The sequence below is a fragment of the Exiguobacterium sp. s129 genome, assembly GCF_018617585.1.
Classification (GTDB): Bacteria; Bacillota; Bacilli; order Exiguobacteriales; family Exiguobacteriaceae; genus Exiguobacterium; species Exiguobacterium aestuarii_A.
Genome location: NZ_JACSKL010000004.1, coordinates 174,847 through 196,732 on the forward strand (window position 1 = coordinate 174,847; position 21,886 = coordinate 196,732).

At 45.9% G+C, this 21,886-nt stretch carries 30 protein-coding genes; 23 read left to right on the forward strand and 7 right to left on the reverse strand.

Annotated elements, in window-relative coordinates; genetic code table 11:
• Window positions 1–86: 86 nt before the first annotated feature.
• Entirely contained in the window at window positions 87–860 is a 774-nt protein-coding gene (locus KNO92_RS06885; RefSeq protein ID WP_214695491.1) for a DsbA family protein, read from the reverse strand.
• Window positions 861–945: 85 nt separating this feature from the next.
• On the reverse strand, window positions 946–1,527 hold the full coding sequence (locus KNO92_RS06890) for a CYTH domain-containing protein (protein ID WP_214760605.1): 582 nt from the start codon (window positions 1,525–1,527) through the stop codon (window positions 946–948).
• Window positions 1,528–1,637: 110 nt separating this feature from the next.
• Here KNO92_RS06890 and yjbM point away from each other — a divergent pair, with 110 nt between their 5' ends.
• The 6 genes from yjbM to KNO92_RS06920 all read left to right on the forward strand — a co-directional run bounded on the left by yjbM (window position 1,638) and on the right by KNO92_RS06920 (window position 5,633).
• Window positions 1,638–2,282, forward strand: coding sequence for a GTP diphosphokinase (gene yjbM / locus KNO92_RS06895; protein ID WP_015881226.1), 645 nt, complete (start codon window positions 1,638–1,640; stop codon window positions 2,280–2,282).
• Window positions 2,283–2,294: 12 nt separating this feature from the next.
• Complete coding sequence (locus KNO92_RS06900; RefSeq protein ID WP_214695497.1) at window positions 2,295–3,092, forward strand: NAD kinase; 798 nt, start codon at window positions 2,295–2,297, stop codon at window positions 3,090–3,092.
• A 3-nt stretch (window positions 3,093–3,095) separates the two neighbouring features.
• Window positions 3,096–3,968, forward strand: coding sequence for an RluA family pseudouridine synthase (locus tag KNO92_RS06905; protein WP_214760607.1), 873 nt, complete (start codon window positions 3,096–3,098; stop codon window positions 3,966–3,968).
• A gap of 176 nt (window positions 3,969–4,144) precedes the next feature.
• Entirely contained in the window at window positions 4,145–4,474 is a 330-nt protein-coding gene (locus tag KNO92_RS06910; protein ID WP_214695505.1) for an ArsR/SmtB family transcription factor, read from the forward strand.
• Between the two features lie 110 nt (window positions 4,475–4,584).
• Window positions 4,585–5,448: a permease gene (locus KNO92_RS06915; protein WP_214760609.1), complete on the forward strand. Its 864-nt coding sequence runs from the start codon at window positions 4,585–4,587 to the stop codon at window positions 5,446–5,448.
• Between the two features lie 20 nt (window positions 5,449–5,468).
• On the forward strand, window positions 5,469–5,633 hold the full coding sequence (locus tag KNO92_RS06920) for a hypothetical protein (protein WP_214695512.1): 165 nt from the start codon (window positions 5,469–5,471) through the stop codon (window positions 5,631–5,633).
• 62 nt (window positions 5,634–5,695) lie between these two features.
• Here the strand turns inward: KNO92_RS06920 and KNO92_RS06925 are convergent, their stop codons facing one another.
• Window positions 5,696–6,862 carry an FtsW/RodA/SpoVE family cell cycle protein gene (locus tag KNO92_RS06925; protein ID WP_214695514.1) on the reverse strand — a complete coding sequence of 389 codons (1,167 nt, stop codon included), beginning with the start codon at window positions 6,860–6,862 and terminating at the stop codon, window positions 5,696–5,698.
• A 149-nt stretch (window positions 6,863–7,011) separates the two neighbouring features.
• Between KNO92_RS06925 and fabI the strand changes: the two genes are divergently transcribed.
• Together fabI and KNO92_RS06935 are read left to right on the forward strand one after the other, a co-directional pair.
• Complete coding sequence (gene fabI / locus KNO92_RS06930; RefSeq protein ID WP_214695521.1) at window positions 7,012–7,785, forward strand: enoyl-ACP reductase FabI; 774 nt, start codon at window positions 7,012–7,014, stop codon at window positions 7,783–7,785.
• Window positions 7,786–7,868: 83 nt separating this feature from the next.
• Window positions 7,869–8,057: a hypothetical protein gene (locus KNO92_RS06935; protein WP_074035057.1), complete on the forward strand. Its 189-nt coding sequence runs from the start codon at window positions 7,869–7,871 to the stop codon at window positions 8,055–8,057.
• 2 nt (window positions 8,058–8,059) lie between these two features.
• Here the strand turns inward: KNO92_RS06935 and KNO92_RS06940 are convergent, their stop codons facing one another.
• Window positions 8,060–8,569, reverse strand: a complete 510-nt coding sequence (locus tag KNO92_RS06940; RefSeq protein ID WP_214695523.1) for a YjcG family protein — start codon at window positions 8,567–8,569, stop codon at window positions 8,060–8,062.
• A gap of 175 nt (window positions 8,570–8,744) precedes the next feature.
• Here KNO92_RS06940 and KNO92_RS06945 point away from each other — a divergent pair, with 175 nt between their 5' ends.
• The 4 genes from KNO92_RS06945 to KNO92_RS06960 are packed head-to-tail and all read left to right on the forward strand — an operon-like array spanning window position 8,745 to window position 10,594.
• The gene (locus KNO92_RS06945; RefSeq protein ID WP_015881233.1) at window positions 8,745–9,290 is read left to right on the forward strand and encodes a phosphatidylglycerophosphatase A family protein; all 546 of its coding nucleotides are present in this window, start codon (window positions 8,745–8,747) and stop codon (window positions 9,288–9,290) included.
• On the forward strand, window positions 9,290–9,877 hold the full coding sequence (locus KNO92_RS06950) for a phosphatase PAP2 family protein (protein WP_214695525.1): 588 nt from the start codon (window positions 9,290–9,292) through the stop codon (window positions 9,875–9,877). The genes KNO92_RS06945 and KNO92_RS06950 overlap by 1 nt, the downstream gene beginning before the upstream one ends.
• Window positions 9,874–10,410, forward strand: a complete 537-nt coding sequence (locus tag KNO92_RS06955) for a hypothetical protein (RefSeq protein WP_214695526.1) — start codon at window positions 9,874–9,876, stop codon at window positions 10,408–10,410. Before KNO92_RS06950 ends, KNO92_RS06955 begins: the two co-directional genes overlap by 4 nt.
• Complete coding sequence (locus tag KNO92_RS06960; protein WP_214695528.1) at window positions 10,403–10,594, forward strand: hypothetical protein; 192 nt, start codon at window positions 10,403–10,405, stop codon at window positions 10,592–10,594. Before KNO92_RS06955 ends, KNO92_RS06960 begins: the two co-directional genes overlap by 8 nt.
• Before the next feature lie 78 nt (window positions 10,595–10,672).
• On the opposite strand, the gene KNO92_RS06965 is transcribed toward KNO92_RS06960, so the two are convergent.
• Together KNO92_RS06965 and KNO92_RS06970 are read right to left on the reverse strand one after the other, a co-directional pair.
• Entirely contained in the window at window positions 10,673–10,960 is a 288-nt protein-coding gene (locus tag KNO92_RS06965) for a hypothetical protein (protein WP_015881237.1), read from the reverse strand.
• Window positions 10,961–11,233: 273 nt separating this feature from the next.
• Entirely contained in the window at window positions 11,234–11,965 is a 732-nt protein-coding gene (locus tag KNO92_RS06970) for a hypothetical protein (RefSeq protein ID WP_214760611.1), read from the reverse strand.
• A gap of 149 nt (window positions 11,966–12,114) precedes the next feature.
• On the opposite strand from KNO92_RS06970, the gene KNO92_RS06975 reads away from it, so the two are divergent.
• The 8 genes from KNO92_RS06975 (at window position 12,115) to nadE (ending at window position 17,699) form a co-directional block, all read left to right on the forward strand.
• Window positions 12,115–12,690 (forward strand): GNAT family N-acetyltransferase, encoded by a 576-nt coding sequence (locus KNO92_RS06975; protein WP_214695532.1) that lies wholly within the window; start codon window positions 12,115–12,117, stop codon window positions 12,688–12,690.
• Window positions 12,687–13,406, forward strand: a complete 720-nt coding sequence (locus KNO92_RS06980; protein ID WP_214760613.1) for an alpha/beta fold hydrolase — start codon at window positions 12,687–12,689, stop codon at window positions 13,404–13,406. The genes KNO92_RS06975 and KNO92_RS06980 overlap by 4 nt, the downstream gene beginning before the upstream one ends.
• Complete coding sequence (locus KNO92_RS06985; RefSeq protein ID WP_214695536.1) at window positions 13,393–13,953, forward strand: NADPH-dependent FMN reductase; 561 nt, start codon at window positions 13,393–13,395, stop codon at window positions 13,951–13,953. Before KNO92_RS06980 ends, KNO92_RS06985 begins: the two co-directional genes overlap by 14 nt.
• Window positions 13,954–14,021: 68 nt before the next feature.
• A complete protein-coding gene (locus KNO92_RS06990; RefSeq protein WP_214760616.1) occupies window positions 14,022–14,261 on the forward strand; it encodes a hypothetical protein in 240 nt (79 codons plus the stop codon).
• Window positions 14,262–14,346: 85 nt separating this feature from the next.
• Window positions 14,347–15,438, forward strand: coding sequence for a virulence factor (locus KNO92_RS06995; RefSeq protein WP_214695543.1), 1,092 nt, complete (start codon window positions 14,347–14,349; stop codon window positions 15,436–15,438).
• A 245-nt stretch (window positions 15,439–15,683) separates the two neighbouring features.
• Window positions 15,684–15,878 carry a hypothetical protein gene (locus KNO92_RS07000; protein ID WP_214695545.1) on the forward strand — a complete coding sequence of 65 codons (195 nt, stop codon included), beginning with the start codon at window positions 15,684–15,686 and terminating at the stop codon, window positions 15,876–15,878.
• 99 nt (window positions 15,879–15,977) lie between these two features.
• Window positions 15,978–16,772, forward strand: a complete 795-nt coding sequence (locus KNO92_RS07005) for a BsuPI-related putative proteinase inhibitor (RefSeq protein WP_214760618.1) — start codon at window positions 15,978–15,980, stop codon at window positions 16,770–16,772.
• 111 nt (window positions 16,773–16,883) lie between these two features.
• Window positions 16,884–17,699: an ammonia-dependent NAD(+) synthetase gene (nadE, locus tag KNO92_RS07010; RefSeq protein ID WP_214695554.1), complete on the forward strand. Its 816-nt coding sequence runs from the start codon at window positions 16,884–16,886 to the stop codon at window positions 17,697–17,699.
• Window positions 17,700–17,743: 44 nt separating this feature from the next.
• Here the strand turns inward: nadE and KNO92_RS07015 are convergent, their stop codons facing one another.
• A complete protein-coding gene (locus KNO92_RS07015) occupies window positions 17,744–18,130 on the reverse strand; it encodes a disulfide bond formation protein B (RefSeq protein ID WP_214748368.1) in 387 nt (128 codons plus the stop codon).
• Window positions 18,131–18,238: 108 nt separating this feature from the next.
• Here KNO92_RS07015 and KNO92_RS07020 point away from each other — a divergent pair, with 108 nt between their 5' ends.
• From KNO92_RS07020 to KNO92_RS07030, 3 genes are all read left to right on the forward strand, one after another.
• A complete protein-coding gene (locus KNO92_RS07020; RefSeq protein ID WP_074035014.1) occupies window positions 18,239–19,117 on the forward strand; it encodes a transcriptional regulator CcpC in 879 nt (292 codons plus the stop codon).
• On the forward strand, window positions 19,114–20,235 hold the full coding sequence (locus tag KNO92_RS07025; protein WP_074035009.1) for an N-acetyldiaminopimelate deacetylase: 1,122 nt from the start codon (window positions 19,114–19,116) through the stop codon (window positions 20,233–20,235). Before KNO92_RS07020 ends, KNO92_RS07025 begins: the two co-directional genes overlap by 4 nt.
• Window positions 20,236–20,494: 259 nt before the next feature.
• Window positions 20,495–21,883: a cytochrome ubiquinol oxidase subunit I gene (locus KNO92_RS07030; RefSeq protein ID WP_214695568.1), complete on the forward strand. Its 1,389-nt coding sequence runs from the start codon at window positions 20,495–20,497 to the stop codon at window positions 21,881–21,883.
• The last annotated feature ends 3 nt before the right edge of the window (window positions 21,884–21,886 follow it).

Consider the following 21,886-nt stretch of genomic DNA (forward strand, 5'->3'; position numbering starts at 1 on the left):
CCTTCCCCGGGCCTCAAGGTACGACGGCTCTTGTCCCCGCTTGAGACGTCAAAAACCCCACGGCTCCCCGGCCGTGGGGTTCTTTTTTATTTCGTTTGCGCCCATGCCTCACCGCTACATCCCGGTACAGGGCGGCAGCGTTGCTGCAAGGAGAGCTTCTTCAGTTCGCGTTCAATCACAGTTTTATCTAAGTCTAGAATATACGATAGTTCAGTAATCGTCGACGCGTCATAACGAGCCAAGACTTTGGCTACATCCCAGTCAGTCGTACGACTCGGGGCATAACCGAGCAACTCGGTCATGACCGATTGATACACGTCGTACGGATAGACACCTTCAATCTTCAATGCTTCATCGCGCGTCACGAACGTAAGAGCGGGCAATGACTCAATCTCCCAATCTTTCAGCACTTGATGATCGACTGCTAAAGCATTCAAGAGCTGGTTCGATTGAAGATCGGCTTCAAGTTCATCCAAATCAAGACCGTACTCTTCGAAAGACCGTGCGATTTCCCATAAATCAATTGAGCCTAACTGTTTACCAGAGAATAAATCATTCACATGCAAATGACGTAAAAAACGCATCGCATGACGTTTCCCTTGTAATTCTAGCGCTTTGATCATTGTGAGAAGGCGAACTTCTTCCTGACATCCGCCAACACAGCTAGGAACGGTAGAGACCATTCGGAAACGAATCACATGTCCGTATTCAATCTCTAACTTTTTGATCAGTGTCATCACGTGAAAATTTTCAGGACTCGAGATGTCCATGAAATAGAATAACTCCAATGGCTTATACGTTACTTGAATAGGAGTTTCTTCCAGTGAACAGGATGACCCATTACATTGTTCAAGTTCCATTTGTGTCGCCTCCTCTCGGCAAAAACTCATTTAACGTTGTAAACTCATTGTAGCAACGAAAAAAAAAGGTTGGCAATGTATCTGCTCAACCTTCAGATCGACTCATTTTTAATTCCATGAATCGAACGATTTTATTTTTGGCGGGACGGTATGGAAGACCGTGCTCTGCTAACAGTCGTTCGAATGCACGTTTGCCCGCTTCTTCATTCGTGACTTCAAATTCTATTTCATAGTCGGTCGTCTCCAAATAATGGCTTTCGTCTAAAACGAGAAGACCATCTTCCGTTTGATGTTCGGCTCGATTCGTCTCGAGGCGTCCGAGGTGTTCGAGTGCGGCATTCAGTTGAAACGGGGCGAGGGCTTGCTTCATTTGATCATCATGAATGATTCCGTACTTGAATAAGTCTTCCGCTTCTTCTTCAGTGATTGCGGCATGCGTTTCAAGTAATCCGACTTCGTTCGGTTGTTTCAATGTCAATACCTGGACATGTTTCTTCTCACGAATTCGAAGGGCAGCACCTTGTTTTTTTAGCTGGAAGGTAGGCGTGTCGAAATAATCGTTCGCTTGCCAGCGGACTTGATCTTCTAGTTTGTAAACTTGAATCAGTTTTTCATACTCATCTTTTGTTAACATAGATTTAAATTCAATTTCCACTTCTTGGGTCATAAATCATCGCTCCATTCTATGAACAATTGTTCGTTTATGATACCATACAAACGGATACATACGGAAAGGACGCGTTTTTTTCCGGAAAAGAACGAAAGTGGTGACAGCGTATGCAATCAGTGAACTGGGATCAGTTTTTAGTACCGTATCAAATCGCGGTAGACGAGTTGAAAGTAAAGTTAAAAGCCGTTCGTAAGCAATTCAAGTCGCAAAATGACCATTCTCCGATTGAATTTGTCACAGGTCGTGTTAAACCGGTCGGGAGCATTCTTGAAAAAGCGAAGCGAAAAAACATTGCGGATCATGAGCTGGCGACCGATATGCAAGATATTGCTGGATTACGAATCATGTGCCAGTTTGTCGATGATATCGTTCACGTCTTGGATTTGCTTCATCGTCGGACAGATTTTAAAATAGTGGAAGAACGCAATTATATTACGCATCAGAAAGATTCGGGCTATCGGTCGTATCATGTCATTATTGAATATCCGGTCCAGACGATTCATGGGGAGATTCCTACACTTGTCGAAGTGCAAATTCGTACCCTTGCGATGAACTTTTGGGCTACAATCGAGCATTCTTTGAATTATAAATATGATGGCGATATGCCTCTTGAAGTACAAGAACGATTGAGACGTGCGGCTGAGGCGGCATTTCTTCTCGATGCAGAGATGAGTCAACTCCGTGTCGAGATTCAAGACGCGCAGCAAGTGTTTCGGGATAAAGAGATGAATGTGAAAACAGACGAGGACTAGGGGGAAATCGATATGCAGTTTGCGATTGTATCGAGGGGAGATGCGCGATCAGCGGAAATCGCCCAGGAACTGACTGAAAAACTTGAAGCCGCTGGGCATACGTTATCGGAAGAGCCACGCATCGTCGTGTCAGTCGGTGGGGACGGGACGATGCTACAAGCGTTCCATAAGTATATTGACCGTCTCGATGAAACTCTTCTTGTCGGCATCCATACCGGACACCTCGGATTTTACGCGGATTGGCAACCGGATGAATTGGATGAGCTGACGGAAATGATCACGAGTGAGTCGTTCGAACCGGTCTCATACCCGCTCGTCGAAGTACTGATCGATTACGAGAACGGAAAGACCGATCGTCAATTAGCGATGAACGATTGTACGATTAAAAACTATAAGCGGACGCTCGTCTGTGATTTGTCGATTCGCGATGATTATTTTGAAACGTTCCGTGGTGATGGACTGTGTATCTCTACCCCTTCTGGTTCGACTGCCTACAACAAAGCGCTCGGTGGTGCAATCGTCCATCCATCGATTGAAGCAATCCAAGTGACGGAAATGGCTTCTATCAATAATCTGGTCTATCGAACGATTGGGGCGCCGCTCCTCTTGCCGAAACATCATCAAGTGAAAATCAAACCGCATACGAAAACGGAATTCGAATTGGCGTTTGACCATCAAGAAGCGTTGTCTTGGTCAGACGTCGTGTCGATTCGTTGCGCGGTCGCAAAAGAAAAAGTGACGTTCGCTCGTTTCCGTCCGTTCCCATTTTGGCGGCGTGTACGCGAATCGTTCATTGAGGAAGGAAAGTAACGAATGCAAGGATTTATGATTCGTCGCGTTGTGGAGAAGGTTATTCCACTGCGCGACTTTTTAATGGGAGACCTCGGGATCTCTCGGAAGATGCTCACGCTCGTAAAACATGAAGGAGAAATCGAAGTGAACGGGAACCATCGTACGGTTCGACACGTTCTTGAGCCAGGAGATGAAGTAGTCGTACGATTCCCACCTGAGTCTCCTTCGACAGATATGGCCATCTCGGATAGACCGATTCACATTTTGTATGAGGATGAGACGGTGCTGGCAGTTGATAAACCGGCTGGGATTGCGACGATTCCATCACGACTGCATCCGGCCGACACACTCGCAAACGCCGTACTCGGTTACTATCGACAAATCGGTCTGACCTCTGCGATTCATGTGATCAATCGACTCGATCGCGATACGAGCGGTGTCGTCTTATTTGCGAAGTACGGATTCATTCACCATCGGTTTAGTGAACTCCAGAAAGCCAATGCACTCACGCGCTCTTATGTGGCACTTGTGGAAGGGAAAGTCCCCATCCAAACGATCGATGCACCGATTGGGCGTGCCGAGAATTCCATCATGGAACGAATTATTACTGAAGACGGACAACGAGCCATCACGCACATAGTCGATTGTCAGCAGTTTGGTGGCGACTCATTGTTGACGATTCGGCTCGAAACGGGACGTACCCATCAAATTCGCGTTCATTTGCGCCATATCGGTCATCCACTGATTGGGGACTCGATGTATGGGGGAGCGGCTCGAATGTCACGTCACGCCCTTCACAGCGCCTCTGCGCGCTTTATTCATCCGATGACAGGGGAAGAAGTGATGATTGAAGCACCAATCCCGGAAGATTTTTTTACCGTGACAAACGAATGACTGGGACGTTCGAACAGGCGTGATGAGATTTTTCATTGCGCCTGTTTCGCATACTTTGAAACGTAAGGGTCGTTGTGATTTATACATCAATTTTTTTTGATTAAAAAGATTGCTTTTCTTCATAGGATGAAGTACGATTTGATTAATCAATAAAAGTTGATGAAAGAGGTGTTTGAATGAGTAATCAACTAGAGTCATCCATCGATTCGTCGCTACAGGATACGTTCGCACATTATGAGGCGAGATTTAAAGCATTGGCCGATCAAAAGCGTCTGCTCATATTGAATCAATTGTGCGCTGGACCAATCAACGTTGTTGATTTATCAGAGATATTCGATATGCCACAATCTAAGCTGTCGTATCACTTGAAAATCTTATTGACGGCGAACCTCATTACGAAAGAGACAAAAGGGACGTGGAGTTATTACCAAATCAACGAAAAAGAAGTGAATCATCTTCTGTCCCCAGAATTATGTTGTTTGTTCAGACCTAACGATGTTTGTTAGGTCTATCAATTGAATAATTAATCAATTTTTTTTGATGATTAAATCAATATAATTTGATTTAATCATCAAGCATGTAAAATTCAAATTTATTGAAATGGAGGTACAGCTCGATGATCAACATAGTAAAAAGTTTTAGTGTCCTTGCACTTGAATTGACCATTTTATTTTTCGTTATTTCTTTTGTGATTCACATGTTACAAGCATTCATTCCTTTCGAGAAAATCGAGAAGAGGATGACCGGAAACAATCGGATGGGGGCGAGTATGGTAGCAATTGTCTTCGCGTTTATTACCCCGTTTTGTTCCTGTTCAACGATTCCAATCGTTGTGAATTTATTAAAAAATAAGATTCCATTTTCCATCGTGATGGTTTTTCTTTTTGCCTCACCAGTGCTTGACCCGACGATTATAACGGTGATGGGGGTCGTGATGGGATGGGAAATTGCGGGCCTTTATACGCTCATCACGGCTATCTGTTCAATCATCATCGGATTCACTTTGGACCACTTCGGTTTTGAAAAGTATGTCAAACGTGTCACGATGACAGGGTTTAATTCGTCAACTAGTACCTTCAATTGGTCAGAGGCATGGAACGAAACGTGGCAATTGATGAAGAATGTGTACCCCTACTTGATCATTGGCGCTGCAATCGGGTCATTGATACATGGTGTTGTGCCGACTGAATGGATTGTCAAATGGTTCGGTCATGATGCTTGGTGGTTGATTCCGATTGCGGCAGTGATTGGGATCCCCTTATATATTCGATTGTCGAGCATGATTCCCATCTCTCAAGTATTGATTATGAAAGGGATGGCGCTAGGTCCTGTCATGGCCATGATGATCAGTTCAGCAGGGGCAAGTTTACCAGAAATCGTACTGATGAAATCGATATTTAGAAAGGAACTCATTATCGCATTCATCTTGTCTGTTCTGTCGATGTCGATGATATCAGGAATCATGTTTTACTTTGTGTGAATCCTGAGGAGGTGAAAAACATGTTTAAATTCTTCAAAAAACAATTATCTAAACCGACGGCTACATCGTGTTGCACGGTGAACATTCAAGAGGTTGAAAGTGAGGAGAATCATTCGAACTGTGATTCTGAAAAACTTGAGGATAACGAGCAAACAGGAGATTACTTAAAAGAAAAATCTGAATGAGTAAACCCATCATAAAAGGATCGAAGCGACATTGCTTCGATCCTTTTACATCACGATGAATATTAATCGTCATCAAACATATAGGTTTTTGATTTAGAGGCTACGTTCATGACAAGACCGATGGCAATCATGTTCATGATGATTCCCGTTCCTCCGTAACTGACAAACGGCAGAGTGAGTCCGGTGATTGGCAACACACCAATCGTCATCCCGATGTTTTGGAACACTTGGAACGTGAACATCGCGATGACGCCAGTGACGATGTAACTTCCGAACGCGCTGCTTGATTCAAGCGCGATATGAATCATGCGATAGAGGAACAAGAAGAAAACGATGATTACAAGCGCTGCGCCGATAAAGCCGTAATGTTCGGCGATGACGGCAAAGATGAAGTCTGTCTGTGATTCCGGTAGATAGACGAGTCCTTGTCCATATCCGGCTCCGAACATCTGACCAGACCCGATCGCCTGCAACGATTTGATCAGCTGGAACGCCAAATCGTCGGAGTATTCGTAAGGATAAATCCATGCCTGGAATCGGTTCAGGGCGTGCCCTGGTACGAACGCCTGTAGCACTTCGAAATGAGAGAAGAACAAATACATGAACGTTCCGATGGTCAAAGCGGCTGCGCTGAACAGACCGAGTAACCATTTCCAGCCGATACCGGAGACGATGATGATTGCGCCGAGCATCGTCATCAAGACGAGTCCAGTCCCTAAATCCGGTTGCGTTACAATCAGACCGAGTGGCGGAATGGCGACTAACACCAATTTGACTAACAGCCACGTGTCGAGTTGAGATGAGCCGTATCGCTTGTTGTGGTCATATACAATCGTCGACATCGAAATGAGAAGGAACAATTTCATGAACTCTGCCGGTTGGAAACTGAAACCTGGTACGTTATACCATCCATACGCTCCGTTAATGTTCGGAACGAGTGTCGTATCACGGAGCGGGATGAGTCCGACTAGCAAGAGGAGACCGAATGCATATAAGTACCAATGGATTTTTCGGAGCTGCTCATACTCGATTGTCATGATGGCAAACATCGCGAAAAAGCCGATGACGTATCGAATACCCTGTTCGAGAGCGAAGTTGATATGTTGAAGTCGAGTCGGCAACATCGGTTGTGCCGTATAGATTGCACCGAGGCTGATGATCATCAATAGGAAGACGATGGTCAATAGCGTCGTGTCTAAACTTTTAAAATATGATTGAATACGGTTCATAATGGAGTCGAGTCACCCTTTCTATACGTATTTTATCTTACCGCAACTTAAAAAAATCGCAATACGAAACGAGCCGGTTGACAAAACAGAAACCTTTCTGTAATCTGATAACAGATATTATCACCAGGTACTAAAAAGGGGAGTTTATGATGTCAATTTTTCCAACGTTAACGAATAAAACTTATGTCGTCATGGGGATTGCCAACAAGCGTTCCATCGCATGGGCGATTGCTAAAACGCTTGATGAAGCGGGAGCAAAGCTCGTATTAACGTACGCGGCTGAACGTTTCAAGTCAAGTCTTGAATCACTTGCGAGCGAGTTGAAACAAGAAGCAATTTTGCTCGAGTGTGACGTAACAAATGACGAAGCGATTGAAACGACATTCCGTTCAATCCATGAACAAGCAGGGGAGATTCAAGGAATCGCCCACTCAATCGCGTTTGCAGATAAAGAAGCGCTTCGCGGCGAATTCTCGGAAATGACACGTGGACAATTCGCGCAGGCGTTAGACATCTCGGCGTACAGTTTGACGGCTGTCGTGAAAGCAGCGAAACCATATTTTGCATCAGATGCCTCGGTGATCACGTTGACGTACCTCGGTGGGGAGCGCGTCGTTCCGAACTATAACTTGATGGGTGTCGCAAAAGCGGCGCTTGACTCAAGTGTCAAGTACTTGGCAAACGAGTACGGTCCGCACGGTGTTCGCGTCAATGCAATCTCGGCTGGTCCGATTCGTACCTTGTCGGCTAAAGGGGTAGGCGACTTTAACAGTATCCTCTCGGAGCTTGAACAAAAAGCGCCGTTACGTCGAAACGTCTCTGCAGAAGAAGTAGCGTCGACAGGACTCTTCCTTCTCTCTGGAATGGGAAGCGGCGTCACGGGTGAAGTCATTCACGTCGATAGCGGATACCATATTTTATAAGTTTGGGAAATGGCGCAGTGATGCGCCATTTTTGTATTATCTAGCGGTTGAATGGGGTAAGTACCTATGAAGGAGGTCAGATCATGGGTCCTTATCAGATTGATTTTACTGTCGTTCAGTACGTCAACCGCCAAGTCCAGCCTTCAGGTCGAGCCAGCATCGAACCAGTGACGCGGATCAAACGCGTTCAACGTATCCGACCTCGGCGGGAAGAATGGTTAGAAGAAGAGCAAGAAAAAAACCCCGGTCGTTTTGTCGACCGGAGCATATAGGATTAGCCTCGGAAACGGAACGTCTCATAGACGTTCCATGTTTCATTTTCGAGTTCGTACATGACAGCCATCCGAGTGATCGTCTCTTCGAAATGAACTTGCTCCATCCGCATCCGTTCGAGGACATCGAACAGTTCGGCATCGGTCAAATCTTGACCGATTGTGATATGTGGCAAGAATTCATATTTTGGTGCCTGACCGAGCACGTCTTCGTGAAGTCGCTGCTGCAGAGCAGACAGTTCACGTGTCGGCAACACTTTCAAATACAGCACGTTGTTCGTCGGCGCAAAAGAGCGGACACCATCGACTTTTAACTGAATCGGTTTAGTCGAATCCGCGACTTGTTGCAAGTACTCCAGTACTTTTGGCAAGTCCTCTTCTGACACCTCCGTCCGTTCCTTAATGGTCACGTGAGGTGAAATCAACGCATATTTTGTGTCATAACGTTTTCGATAAGAGTTCGCAAAATCTTGCACTTGTTTAGACGGAAATAAGACTACCCCAATCTTCATTCCTCTTCCCCCTTTAATCGTTTAACCTACATGTTTATGATGACCGATTTAATGAGGGAAGTCAAAGCAGGGTTCGTCTTTTTTCGATTTTTCAGTATAATGGTTATATTAACTAGAGAGATGATGACTCTCTGAACGAAGGGATGTGAAGCGGGATTTTAATCCTGCGCCTATTATGAAACACGTACCACACTCACGAGATGTCCGTGAAGCAGCTCGTGCTCGCCTGCTCGAGCGCGGCGTCACGATTGAATCGATTGCCGAAATCGTTTATCAGATGCAGGCGCCTTACTCGCCGCATCTTTCGTTGAAAGATTGCATGGATTCCGTCGAAGCGGTTCTCGATAAACGAGAATTGCAACATGCCATTCTCGTCGGATCGGAGCTCGATATGTTGGCGGAGAAGGGTCAACTGTCTGAACCGCTCTTGTCTATCATCGCATCTGACGAAGGCTTATTTGGAGTGGATGAAACGATTGCGATCGGTGCCGTGAACACATATGGTTCGATTGCCGTAACGACGTTCGGGTACTTAGACAAGGCCAAGATCGGCATCATCAAACAGCTTGATACGAAAATGGATGACGGGCAAGTGCATACGTTCATGGACGACCTCGTCGGCGCGATTGCGGCGAACGCGTCTGGACGATTGGCACACCGTCTTCGTGATATGGTCGACTTCGGAGAAGAAGAGATGCGTGAACGAAAAGGGTTGTATTGATGAAATTGACACCGATGCAGGTGGTCATCACCGGGACGATTGCATATGTGATCGTGTCGGTGTTTGTCGTTTTGGGAGCAGTCGGCCCTATGAATACGTTCGTGTATGAATTGTTACAGCCGTTACCCGATCGTGTATTTGCATACGTCACAGAATTAGGGAGCGCTCAAGTCATAGTCGGGCTCTCGATTTTAGGTTTATTGTTTTGGTTGTGGCGCGGTAACCGCGTCGAGGCATGGCGACTCGCGCTCGTTGGGATTGGGACACTTCTTTTCACACAAGTACTAAAGCTCGTTTACGGAATCGATCGCCCGCTTATTGATGCGTCCCTCGATGCGACGACATATAGCTTTCCGAGTGGACATGCATCAGGATCGCTGGCGTTATACGGATTAATGGCTTATGTCTTATATCGCAAGAGACAGTCAACATTCGCCGTCATCGTACTTGTGTGCCTCGTCCTTGCGGTGTCGCTCAGTCGAGTCGTCTTAAACGTCCATTACTTTAGTGATGTGATTGGAGGCTGGCTCGTCGCGCTGACTATGATCGCCTTATCTGAATGGGTTATAAGGAGGAAAACGGTTTGATCGTCGTTGTAGATGTAGAGAAGTGGTTATTTGTTCAAAAGAAAGAAGCGGATGAGGCGTCGGTCCCTACGATTTTAGTAGAGAAGAAGATAGAAGGGGCCACGTGGTTCACTTCCATGAAGATTTTATTCCAATTAAAAAAATGGACGGGTCAACGTCAATTCGTTCCGTTGTTAGCTTATGATGAGGAAACGTATCGCTCATATGAAGTTTTCCACGTTGATGCCGTCCCACCAATGGCATTACTTGACGGGGGACGAACGTTACTCGTGAATAATCAACGAGACGAGTCATACAATCTTGCCTTACAAGAAAGTGGGCACGTCTCGGAAACGTCAATCTTATCGTTTGCGCTCGACTATCTTGAAAAGATGACGAATGAACGTGTCGTCTTTGCAGGAGATGAGACCATCGATACCGGTCACGACGTTCCGACCGAGTTATGGGATGCGACAGACCGGTTGAATTCGGGGTATCGTTTGTTCGAATGGATTCAAGGAGAAGACGCACGTAAGGAGAATGGACATGACTGATTGGGAAATGACGTTCCAACAATTGCTTGATCAAGAAGTGGACGAAGTCCAGGTGCCTCGAGAAGATTTTTTGAACGCTCGAACGATTTTGATTGAGAAAGGCTGGCTCTTTCAAGTTGTAGGAGAAGCCAAGCACGGCGGGATCACAATTTATCGCCGCAATCCGGTTGCACCGACTTCGTAATAAAATAGGGTACGATATTTTCTTCACTTTATATAAAAATGAGGTCTTTCTCCCATCTGGAGACAAGACCTCATTTTTTTACGCGTTCGAAGCGAGTTTAATTTTTTGTCGTTTCATCTTGTGGAGTAACCATGCATAGAGGACTTCACAAGAATTATGAGGAAGGGTCAGTTCCACGAGTGGGTGGGCATGACCAAATATAGTGAAGCGCGAATGGTCCTCGTCGAGCAGAGAGACTTGAATGTCAGTCGCATCCTGAAGTGAAATGCGTTGTTCCCCTGCGTGAGCATCTTTAAGTTTTAGCATTTTTCCATTCGTCGCAAACTTGGTGAACGAAGAGACTCCTTGTACTTTCAGTTGTTCCATTTCGTGTATCTATCCATCCGCGTGATGAATAGATTTTCACCTCGCTTTCTCTATATTGCCTTCCATTCCTCCAGAAGGTTATTCCTAGTATAACGCCTCGTCCGAAAAAGAAAAGTGTTAATTTAACAAAAAATTAAGACAATTTGTTATCAATTTTTAAGAATAGCGTTCACACTCGCTCGTGAAGGGAATTGACTTGAAACAATCGGTCTGAAAATAGCAAAAAAGAACCTCGTTTTCAGAGGTTCAATTCCATTTCTTACATCCATGACCTTATAACCGCTCAATATGCCACGTGCGACGACGATATAACAACTGACCTTTCAGCGCGATTGATTCTTTTTTGGCGTCAAAGTCTTCTTCGAGGACGGACATGTCTTCGTAGCGACCGGCCACATAGAAGGAAATCACGATTTGACGATTGAACAGGCTTCGTTTCGTGTGATCAAAATCGATGATGAGCCCTTGAGGTGCCAACTCGAGCAATTCATCGATGACAGGGAGAGGAATCGGCACGAAGCTAATGTTTCGGATGTCTCGGTCCAGTTTGCTTTGCAACATGTTTTGAACGAAACGATTGATTGTCGACCAATCACGAATGTAGAGACTGCTGTGACGATCGTTCGCTTCATTGAAGAACGCAATCTCATTATCAAGTGAATCCAGAAACGGTTTCTTGATCCCGCGCTCCATATGACTTAAAAACAGGATCTCTGCGATTTCGTGATCCGACAGCGTCTCAAGCGTATTGTAGTTCGGGAAATCGATTGCAGTGAATGTCGTTTGGTTATTTAAATACTTAGACGAGAATGAAGAGAGCTCATGCGCTTCGATATATCGGAAACGCGACCTAGAAGATTGCCTCATTCCTTTAATATCGGTTCGACAAATGATCATTGGTCTCGTAACGGAAAGGGCCTCTGTAATGTCGGCCAATGTCACGCCATGTAGCGTAAAGCGCTGGACATCTCGGTCTTGTTTTAAATAAAAGAGTTGTTTTGACATATGGTATCCCCTCAGTTTGACATACTACATTCATAGTAGCAAAAACACATGATTTCCGCTATCTTGAGACGGTTCAAGAGGGTTGAGTTCGATACATTTGGGAAAATAGAAGTATACTTGAGGAAACGAAAAGGAAAGGCGGGTTCCACATGTGGGGATTGAAACGTAGTTTTCCTGAGCTCGCTACGCCCCGGTTTATCCTGCGAGAGCTAGAACCGCGTGATGCTAGAGCACTTTATACCATCTTATCCACTGAAGAAGTGATGCGTTATTATGGGTCGGACCCGTTGCTTGCTGTTTATGAGGCGAAAAATGTCATCGCCTATTTTAAAGACCAGTTTCAACAAGGCAAAGCGATTCGTTGGGCCATCTGTGATCGATTGACAAACGAGTTAATCGGCACAATCGGTTTTCATAATTGGACGCCTCAATATTACCGGGCTGAAATCGGATTCGAAGTCTCTCCCCATTATTGGAGACAAGGGGTGGCTTTTGAAGCGGCGACTGCCGTCATCCAACATGGATTCGAAGAGTTCAAGTTTCACCGAATCTCCGCCTTGGTGGCACCAGGGAATGAGGGGTCGAATCGCCTCGTACAAAAGCTCGGATTTATAGAAGAAGGCCTCTTACATGATTATGCATACAGCCACGGTCGGTTCATGGATTTGACGATGTATCGGCTACTTAAAACAGAATGGGAAGAAAAGGAGCACTCAATGATATGAAAGCACTCGTATTGTTACATGGATTGTGCGGTTCGCCAACATATTTTGAACAGTTAGAACCGTTATTGAACGCTGAAGTTCATGCACTCACACTTCCGGGTCATGCAGGAACGGAAGTCGGACCGGAAACGATGGACCAGTTCGCAGATTGGGTCATGGAAGAGATTCGACTTCGAAATCTTGAACAACCACTTGTTATCGGACATTCGTTCGGAGGATATGTAACGACCAACCTTGTTCGTCGCTATGCTACAGAGTTATCCGGCTTTGGATTGATGCATTCGACCGCTGCCTCTGATTCAGAAGAAGCGAAAGAAAAACGGAACGGGGCAATCAACAAGGTCATTGAAGAAGGGATAAAGCCGTTTATCGACGGGATGATCCCGAATGTCTTTACAAAGGATTCAAATCCTGTTCTCATCCAACAAGCAATCGAGATTGGGTACGAGATGTCGGTTGAAGGGGTTGTGAACGCGCAAAGTGCGATTCGGGATCGTGAAGACGAAGTCGATACCGTTCAGGCGACTGAACTCCCTGGTTTATTCATTTATGGGGAAAAAGATCCGAATATGAATGAGGAGCGTGCGTTTCTAGGTGCAGAACGTCATATGACAGCGATTGTCCCATATAGTCACATGGGGATGATGGAAGGTCCTGAAGAAGAAGCGGAAATCGTGAATAAGTGGATTCAGGAGGTAGAGCATGGAAAAATATAAATTAATCGCCATGTCGGGTAGTCTGCGTAAGAAATCTTTTAATACCGCTCTTTTACATTCAATTATTGAATTGGCTCAAGATGATTTTGATATTGAAGTCGTTTCCATTGAGCTCCCACTGTTCAACGACGATTTGATTGATCCGGATGAACCAGAAGCTGTGGCCGCTTTGAAGCAGTCCGTTCGAGAAGCCGACGGACTATTAATCGTCACACCTGAATATAACCATAGCATCCCTGGTGTCTTAAAGAATGCAATCGACTGGTTATCGCTCGAGCCGGGGACGCCACTTCGAGATAAACCGGTCATGATTGCTGGTGCCTCACCAGGCATCCTTGGAACGGCCAGATGTCAAATTCATCTCCGACAAGTATTTGCCACAAATCGTGCAAATGTTTTACCGGGAAATGAAATTTTCATCACGCATTGTAAGGAGAAGATTGACGATACGGGATTACACGATGAGAAATCGATTCATCAAATTAATAGAACATTATCGGAGTATCGTAAATGGATTGAATTTTGGAAGCGTAACGCAAAAAATTAACTTGAAGTCGCTCTTTTAGTTTGATAGAAAGGAATTGTGAAAACAAACACAAGAGGAGCGACACCAAAATGGAAACTTACATCGAACTGTACAATGGCGGCAAATTAGGTGATCGGGCGGTAATGAACGATGGAATGACGTTTGGACGGATGACGATTGTTGAATTGTTCTATCAATCCAATCATATTTTTGGTTACGTAAAAGAGAATGGTGAAAAACGTTTCTTCCTTGAACCGATTTCAGAGGACGACACGTTTACTGTGGATGGTACGACGTATTCACTCCAACAGTTTATCGCGTTGTTCTAAATAGAATAGATGGGTGACTCGAACGCAAGCGACTCGCTTGCGTTTTTTTGTCATTTTCGTCACGATTGAGAGTGAGGTGATGAGGATGAAACTAGTAGCAATTGAACCGACACCAAGTCCAAATAACTTGAAGATCATTGTGGACCCTCCGTTTGAAGGGAGAGGCACCACGTATGACAAAGCGAGTACGGATGCCCCAGCCATTATTCAAGAAATCGTTGGGCTTCGAGGCGTCAAATCCGTATATGCGGTATCTGATTTTCTCGCTGTCGAGCGTCATCCGAAACATGACTGGCATGACGTGATGAATGAAATCCGACGGGCGTTCGGAGAACAAGTCGAGGAAGTCGAATCTGCACAGATGGATACAGACTATGAACCGGTCCATGTATCCGTCCAGTTCGTGCTCGATGTCCCGATGCAGTTGAAACTCGTCAAAGGGGACGAGGAAAAACGGATCGGGTTATCGAAACGTTTCGTCGACGCGGCCATGGAAGTTCAAGCACAAGTGAAGAATGTCATTCAAGACCGTCGTTGGGTGGAGCAAGCCCCACGCTATGGTGAACTGGATGAGGTCAGTGTCGTCGCTCAAGAAGAGTTAGAAGCTGCGTATCCACAAGAACGAGTGGAGCGTATCGTGGCTCGAGCGTTTGGGCGCGAGGCTGACTTTGAAGCAAATGCGAACCACTTGCAATCTGACAATTGGAAAGACCGGATGGCTTTCTTAGACGAATTGGACATTCAAGACGAGAATATGGTGTATTTCCGCCGTGCACTCGAAGATTCCGTGATGGCGATTCGTCGACAAGCTGTCGTTATGATCGGGATGTTTGAAGAACGTCGTGAGGAATATGTCACATATATCGAACAAGCTCTTGTGGACGCTTCTCCGATCGTGCGACGTACGGCTGGGGATACGGTCTCAGATTGGGCGTTACCTCAATCTCAACCTTCGATGATTGAGGCGCTGAAAGATAAGAATAAACTCGTTCGTTGGCGTGCGGCTCGTTTCTTGTTCGATTGTGGAGACGAACGCGCTGTTCCGGCTTTGACAGTTGCCGAACAAGACCGCGAATTTGAAGTTTCATTGCAGGCACGACTCGCAAAAGAACGGATCACAAGCGGAGAAACGGCTCTCGGAACTGTATGGCAACAAATTTCAAACCGCACGAAGTGATGTTTCGTTCGACATGTGATGAATCAATTTCATTTACATTTTCAGGAAAGGAGAGGGGTCTTCAAGGCGGATTCCCTCTCTTTTTCGATATCTTATATGCACATTTCACCATTTGACTAACATTTGATGTAAGCGTTTCGACAATAGGTAAAATGTCACTGTTCTCCTGTCGAACGATAGGACCTACATCTTGGTTTCAGATTGGTACACTAGGTTTATCACAGATGAACAAAGGAGCCATACTTATGATGTTGTTTGCAGAAACGCCTGAACTTGTAGCTTATAAAGAAGTGGTAGGAGAGACGATGGTCGTCACGTTTGAATCGATGCATAGTGAGACGTTCTCCATTTCGGCTCAAGTCCGGTCTGATCTCGATATCGCTGATTCGTTGTTCATGACCGGTTGGCAACAGTACATGGAACAAGCTAAAGTTTCGTAAAAAAGGTAAATAATATAAGGAAAATCATTACAAACGTCTGCACTTTGTATACACTGGTGCTATAGACGTTTTTTTATTTTGTTGAGGAGAGTGGGATCCATGAAAAAAACTTGGTTACTCGCCGTCGTGACGGCAATCATACTAGTCGTAGCAGGATGTGGAAAAGAAGAGGCGAAACCGAGTCAAGTGAATAGCGATTCGTCTGAACCACCAGCTCCATTAACGCTTGACACGGAAATGGCATATGATGCGTCAGCCAATACATTATCAGCAACTGTCAAGATGACAAACCCGAATGAAGAGGCGGCGAAAGTGACGTTCAACTCTTCACAACGCTTCCAATTGATCATCAAACAAGGTGACGAAACCGTATTTGACTATGGTAGCGAATATATGTTTACGGAATCGATTATCGAAGAGACGTGGGAAGCGGATGAACAAAAGATCTTCGATGAGGTATTCCCATTAGAATTGGCAGCTGGTGAATACTCGGTCGAAGTGATCGCACTCGGTCAAGTCGATGGAGCACCAGAAATCGCTGTGACTGATGAGACGTTCTTCACTGTTGAACGAGTAGCAGAAGAGCCAGAAGAGGACACAACTGAAACACCAGAAGAAACACCTGCATCTGAACCGCAAACAGACGGTGCGTTCCGTGACGTGAAAATTGATTTGAATGATACGATGATTCAAGTCAGTGGCTTCACAGAAGAAGTAGAGTTTGAATGGTCTGTGTCAGACGGGCATAACTTGTATGCCCAAGGTGCGGCAGAAGTGACAGGTGGAAGCTTCACATTTGGCGTATTGCTCGATGAAGCACCAGCCGAGAGTCAAAAATTATTCCTCGAATTGACACCGATTGGTGGAGAAGTTACGTCATTCCAAATTCAATAATCATGAGACGGAAACGAATGTTTCCGTCTTTCTTTTGTACGTCGCTAGTTGACGGGGTTTGTGAATTATCAGACAATAAAACGAAATGAGAGAATTATGGGAGGGTCATTCATGCAACAACATATTATCGAATCAACACATGTCAAACCGACCATCGATCCGCAGGCGGAAATTCGTCAACGAATCGATTTCTTGAAAGCGTATGTGAAACGTGCCGGTGCGAAAGGACTTGTCCTTGGAATTTCAGGTGGACAAGACTCTAGTTTGGCAGGGAAACTGTGTCAGCTCGCCATGGAAGAACTACGAGCGGAAGATGCGGGGGACTACACGTTTTATGCGGTAAGATTACCGTATGGCGAACAACATGATGAAGATGATGCCCAACTCGCCCTCGAGTTCATCCGTCCGGATAAGTCGCTCACCGTCAATATCAAACCTGCCGTCGACGCATCGGTAGAAGCGTTCCGACAAGCGACAGGTCTTGAGTTGAGTGACTTCCATAAAGGGAACACGAAAGCGCGTGAACGGATGAAGGCGCAATATGATATCGCGGCAACGTTTGGTGCCCTTGTCGTCGGCACGGACCATGCAGCGGAATATGTGACGGGATTCTACACGAAACACGGAGACGGGGCGTGTGACCTCACACCGTTGACTGGTCTGAACAAACGTCAAGGGAAAGCTCTCCTTCATGAACTAGAGGCACATGAACGTGTTATTTATAAAGTGCCAACAGCCGATCTAGAAGACGGTCGTCCGGGATTGCCTGACGAAGTGGCGCTCGGCATGACATATGACCAATTAGATGATTATTTAGAAGGAAAATCCGTCGACCCGGTGATTGCAGAGCGGATTGAGACGATTTTCAAACGTTCACGTCATAAGCATCACATGCCTGCTTCTCTGTACGACGAGTGGTGGCAATAAGAAAAGGAGAAGCCGTCATGATGACGGCTTCTCCTTTGTACGTCTTACGCTTTTTTGAACGGGACGAATTGGATAATGAGAATACATGTAAAGGCGATAAAACTGAGAAGTGGGATGGTAACAAAACCAAAGTAATTCACCCAGCGAATGAGACAGTCGTTCGTGCAGAAGGCTTCTCCGTTCGGAATACGTTCTAGGATGACGTGATAAAGACTAATACACCAGCCGGCGCCGGCCATAATTCCGACAAACAATCGATTCACATCGCGGGCGGTCAACATGATCGTCAAGTAGTAGATGGCGAGTGGATACATAAAGATGCGTTGGAACCAACACAATTTGCACGGTAAAAAGAGCATGACTTCAGAGAAGTAAAGGCTGCCAAGCGTCGCGACGGTCGCAACGATAAAGGCGAAATGATGGCGTTGCATCAGATTTCCTCCTAACAATCAAATTGATGAATAAACATGATATGATACATTGAAACAAATACTTATTCAGTATACAATCTTTCAAATGATAGAGAAACAGGTGACGTCATGCAAGTATCGGAAGTAGAAGTGTTGATTATCCTTGCAGAAGAATTGAATATGCGCAAAGCGGCGGAACGGTTATTCGTCTCTCAACCAGCGCTCAGTCAACGGCTCGTGACAATCGAACATCAATGGGGAAAAAAGATCTTCGTTCGTTCGACACGTGGTCTTGCCTTGACGCCAGACGGGGAGAAAATCATCGAGTTCGCCAAGAAAATGTACAGTGAAGAACAAGAGCTACGCAGCGAGCTGACGGCAAATCCGGGAGAAGTATATGGGACGTTAAAGATTGCCGTCGCTTCCATCATGGGACAGTATTGGCTCCCGAAGGTGTTAAAGACGTTCGTGGAGCGATATCCGTCTGTCCGTGTCAAGTTAGTCACCGGATGGTCGAGTGAAATGATGCGTTACATGCTTGAAGAGAATTTTCATATCGGCATCATTCGGGGAAATCCGGATTGGCGCGGGGAACGCATGAAGCTGTTCTCTGATTCCTTACACTTGGTCGATTTAAAAATGACAGATCTCGCCCAGCTAAAAAATAACGAACGCTCATTTATTCAATTTAAGAGCGACTCGACATATTACCAGGAAATATTAGAATGGTGGCAGGAACGATTTTCGAGCCCGCCGCTCACCACACTCGTCGTGGATCAGATTGAAACGTGTAAACAGATGGCGTTACATGGAATCGGCTTCGCCATTTTACCGGAGTCGACCATTAAAGATGTCAATGAAATGAACAAGATTCCGTTGACGTCCTCGAGTGGTGTCCCGCTCGTTCGGGACACGTGGATGCTGTCGACAGAATCGATGTTGGAATTGGCACAAGTACAAGCATTTTGGAACATTGTTGAAGAAGTTACGAAGGAGACTGAATCATGAATTGGGCAATCGAAGCAAGAAGACAACTGCATTTAATCCCGGAAGCTGGATATGAAGAATTTAAAACACAGGCGACTCTCGAACAACTGATCCGTTCGCTCGATTCGCCGCGTGTTCATATCACGCACTGGCGGACGGGCCTTTTCGTTCGCGTGGATGGTCTCGTCGGGGAGAAGACGATTGGGTACCGAGCCGACATGGATGGGCTACCGATTACCGAGGAGACCGGATTGGAGTTTGCATCGATTCATGAAGGTATGATGCATGCGTGCGGCCATGATGTCCATATGTCTATCGCGCTCGGATTGATCAAACGAGCGGTCGAAGTCCCGTTCAACCACCATCTTGTCGTCTTCTTCCAACCGGCTGAAGAAGGGCCGGGCGGGGCAGAACCGATGGCGAAATCCGAATTGTTCTATCACTTCCGTCCGGACGCGCTATTCGGATTACATGTCGCTCCGGAATATCCGGTCGGGATGGTAGCGTCTAGACCGGGTGTATTATTCGCAAGTGCACGTGAACTCCATATTACGATTCATGGGAAGGGAGGGCACGGTGCATTCCCCCACGCAGGAATTGATGCCGTCATCGTCCAAGCCGCCCTCATCATGCAACTGCAAACCATCGTGTCACGGAACATCGATCCGATGGGGAGTGCGGTCGTCAGCATCGGGAAAGTCGCAGCGGGAACAAAAGAGAACATCATCGCCGATACGGCCAAGTTAGATGGAACGGTACGTGCGTTATCTGACAAGGAGATGGTTGTACTCGAGAGCCGGATTCGTCAGATTATCGCCGGTGTCGAAATGACGTATAACGTTCAAATCGACCTTGAATTCGGCAATCGCTATCACGAGGTCGTCAACGATGAACGCTATCTTTATCAGTTCGAAGAAGCGGTCGAAGAGGTAGGATATTCGTATAAGACGTGTGTTCCTGCCATGACAGGGGAAGACTTCGGATATATGCTGAAACAAGTTCCTGGATTCATGGTTTGGCTAGGTGTGAACGATATGGGGTCGGGTCTCCATCAATCGACACTCAACCCGGACGAACGAGCGATTGAAGTAGCCATTGAATTGTTTGACCACTATTTCCGTACGGTCATGATTCAATAACACGAAGCGGTCTCATTTGAGACCGCTTTTAGTGTGCCCAAAAAAGAGTGAAGTGTGAGCAAAAAGGGAATCAAATATGAATGTAAAGCGACAATTCTGTGGCGATTGCTCAAATGTGAACATTTTGCAAACTCGAGCATTGAGACATTACAGCACAATATAAAATCATTATGATGGAAGTATCGAAGGGTATTCATCTGTGATTGTCGTTTCATACATGGGTTCGAAGCGATAGAGAGAGATAGGAGGTAATCAATAGATGTTTCAAGATCCTGTCCTGATGAGCCGAGCATTGACGGCACTCACATTAGGTTTTCATGTGATTTTTGCCACACTCGGCGTCGGGGTTCCACTTTTAATCTTATTGGCTGAATTTTTAGGAATTCGTAAAAAAGACCCGAAATATACCCTCATGGCTCGCCGGTGGTCACGTGGTTATGTCGTGACCGTAGCGGTCGGGGTAGTAACGGGTACAGCAATCGGTCTACAGCTTTCGTTATTATGGCCGAACTTGATGCGTGTTGCGGGTCAAACGATTGCACTTCCACTATTCATGGAGACGTTCGCTTTCTTCTTCGAAGCGATTTTCCTCGGAATTTACTTGTATACGTGGGATCGTTTTAAAAACCCGTGGCATCACATGCTTCTCGGGATTCCGGTCGCAGTCGGTGCATTGTTCTCAGGGTTCTTTATCACAACGGTAAACAGCTTTATGAACCAACCGGTAGGATTTGATATCGTTGACGGTCGTTTGGCGAACGTCAGTCCGCTTGAAGCGATGTTCAGTCCAGCTATGCCAACGAAGATGGCACACGTATTGACGTCTGCAATTTTAACGTCTGCGTTCATCTTAGCAGCGATTGCAGCTGTACAGTTGTTACGTCAACGTCGTAATCAACTGGACAAGATGTCAATCGAATATCACAAAAAAGGTCTTCGCTTGACGATGACAGTCGCCTTGATCTTTGCGATTGCGACAGCACTTGTCGGAGACTTCTCAGGTAAGTATTTGGCACAATATCAACCGGATAAATTAGCAGCAGCCGAATGGCACTTTGAAACCTCCTCCGAAGCGGAATTGATTCTCGGTGGATGGTTAGAAGATGACGGTGAGGGCGGATATGAAGTCCGCGGCGCCTTAAAAATTCCTTACGCGCTTTCAATTCTTGCTGGTGGTGTTCCGAACTATGAGGTGACAGGTCTCGATGAATTTGCGAAAGAAGACCAGCCACCGCTCTTTGTTCACTACTTGTTTGATGCGATGGTTGGAATCGGGATGCTTCTAGCGCTGATTTCCTTCCTGTTCGTATTAGGGCGTTATATTAAACGTTTGAATCAGTTCAGTAAACCGATGCTCTTTGCGATTGCAGCCGGTGGACCGCTTGCGATGGCAGCGATTGAATTCGGTTGGTTCTTCGCTGAATTTGGTCGTCAACCGTGGGCGCTTTATGAGTTGATGCGTACGAGTGAAGCAGCTACGACATCAGCGAATGTCGGTTGGATGCTTGTCGCTTTCGCGATCCTCTATGCGGTGCTCGGAACAGTCACAGTGGTCGTTCTATCACGTCTGTTCAAAGAGAACCCAGTAGGGAAAGAACTAAAACAATCCGAACATCGTGGTGAAGCGATGTTTGCGGATGAAGTGTGATCG

What these genes read in the sequence shown, in the direction of transcription:
- KNO92_RS07000 (WP_214695545.1), top strand. Translation starts at nt 15,684, where the DNA reads ATGATGTTGTTTGCAGAAACGCCTGAACTTGTAGCTTATAAAGAAGTG.
- KNO92_RS06980 (WP_214760613.1), top strand. Translation starts at nt 12,687, where the DNA reads ATGAAAGCACTCGTATTGTTACATGGATTGTGCGGTTCGCCAACATAT.
- KNO92_RS06910 (WP_214695505.1), top strand. Translation starts at nt 4,145, where the DNA reads ATGAGTAATCAACTAGAGTCATCCATCGATTCGTCGCTACAGGATACG.
- KNO92_RS06995 (WP_214695543.1), top strand. Translation starts at nt 14,347, where the DNA reads ATGAAACTAGTAGCAATTGAACCGACACCAAGTCCAAATAACTTGAAG.
- KNO92_RS06925 (WP_214695514.1), bottom strand. Translation starts at nt 6,862, where the DNA reads ATGAACCGTATTCAATCATATTTTAAAAGTTTAGACACGACGCTATTG.
- KNO92_RS06960 (WP_214695528.1), top strand. Translation starts at nt 10,403, where the DNA reads ATGACTGATTGGGAAATGACGTTCCAACAATTGCTTGATCAAGAAGTG.
- KNO92_RS06900 (WP_214695497.1), top strand. Translation starts at nt 2,295, where the DNA reads ATGCAGTTTGCGATTGTATCGAGGGGAGATGCGCGATCAGCGGAAATC.
- KNO92_RS06885 (WP_214695491.1), bottom strand. Translation starts at nt 860, where the DNA reads ATGGAACTTGAACAATGTAATGGGTCATCCTGTTCACTGGAAGAAACT.
- KNO92_RS06975 (WP_214695532.1), top strand. Translation starts at nt 12,115, where the DNA reads ATGTGGGGATTGAAACGTAGTTTTCCTGAGCTCGCTACGCCCCGGTTT.
- KNO92_RS06915 (WP_214760609.1), top strand. Translation starts at nt 4,585, where the DNA reads ATGATCAACATAGTAAAAAGTTTTAGTGTCCTTGCACTTGAATTGACC.
- fabI (WP_214695521.1), top strand. Translation starts at nt 7,012, where the DNA reads ATGTCAATTTTTCCAACGTTAACGAATAAAACTTATGTCGTCATGGGG.
- KNO92_RS06985 (WP_214695536.1), top strand. Translation starts at nt 13,393, where the DNA reads ATGGAAAAATATAAATTAATCGCCATGTCGGGTAGTCTGCGTAAGAAA.
- KNO92_RS06890 (WP_214760605.1), bottom strand. Translation starts at nt 1,527, where the DNA reads ATGACCCAAGAAGTGGAAATTGAATTTAAATCTATGTTAACAAAAGAT.
- KNO92_RS06945 (WP_015881233.1), top strand. Translation starts at nt 8,745, where the DNA reads ATGAAACACGTACCACACTCACGAGATGTCCGTGAAGCAGCTCGTGCT.
- KNO92_RS06940 (WP_214695523.1), bottom strand. Translation starts at nt 8,569, where the DNA reads ATGAAGATTGGGGTAGTCTTATTTCCGTCTAAACAAGTGCAAGATTTT.
- KNO92_RS06990 (WP_214760616.1), top strand. Translation starts at nt 14,022, where the DNA reads ATGGAAACTTACATCGAACTGTACAATGGCGGCAAATTAGGTGATCGG.
- KNO92_RS06970 (WP_214760611.1), bottom strand. Translation starts at nt 11,965, where the DNA reads ATGTCAAAACAACTCTTTTATTTAAAACAAGACCGAGATGTCCAGCGC.
- yjbM (WP_015881226.1), top strand. Translation starts at nt 1,638, where the DNA reads ATGCAATCAGTGAACTGGGATCAGTTTTTAGTACCGTATCAAATCGCG.
- KNO92_RS07025 (WP_074035009.1), top strand. Translation starts at nt 19,114, where the DNA reads ATGAATTGGGCAATCGAAGCAAGAAGACAACTGCATTTAATCCCGGAA.
- KNO92_RS06905 (WP_214760607.1), top strand. Translation starts at nt 3,096, where the DNA reads ATGCAAGGATTTATGATTCGTCGCGTTGTGGAGAAGGTTATTCCACTG.
- KNO92_RS07005 (WP_214760618.1), top strand. Translation starts at nt 15,978, where the DNA reads ATGAAAAAAACTTGGTTACTCGCCGTCGTGACGGCAATCATACTAGTC.
- KNO92_RS07015 (WP_214748368.1), bottom strand. Translation starts at nt 18,130, where the DNA reads ATGCAACGCCATCATTTCGCCTTTATCGTTGCGACCGTCGCGACGCTT.
- KNO92_RS06950 (WP_214695525.1), top strand. Translation starts at nt 9,290, where the DNA reads ATGAAATTGACACCGATGCAGGTGGTCATCACCGGGACGATTGCATAT.
- nadE (WP_214695554.1), top strand. Translation starts at nt 16,884, where the DNA reads ATGCAACAACATATTATCGAATCAACACATGTCAAACCGACCATCGAT.
- KNO92_RS06965 (WP_015881237.1), bottom strand. Translation starts at nt 10,960, where the DNA reads ATGGAACAACTGAAAGTACAAGGAGTCTCTTCGTTCACCAAGTTTGCG.
- KNO92_RS06920 (WP_214695512.1), top strand. Translation starts at nt 5,469, where the DNA reads ATGTTTAAATTCTTCAAAAAACAATTATCTAAACCGACGGCTACATCG.
- KNO92_RS07030 (WP_214695568.1), top strand. Translation starts at nt 20,495, where the DNA reads ATGTTTCAAGATCCTGTCCTGATGAGCCGAGCATTGACGGCACTCACA.
- KNO92_RS06935 (WP_074035057.1), top strand. Translation starts at nt 7,869, where the DNA reads ATGGGTCCTTATCAGATTGATTTTACTGTCGTTCAGTACGTCAACCGC.
- KNO92_RS07020 (WP_074035014.1), top strand. Translation starts at nt 18,239, where the DNA reads ATGCAAGTATCGGAAGTAGAAGTGTTGATTATCCTTGCAGAAGAATTG.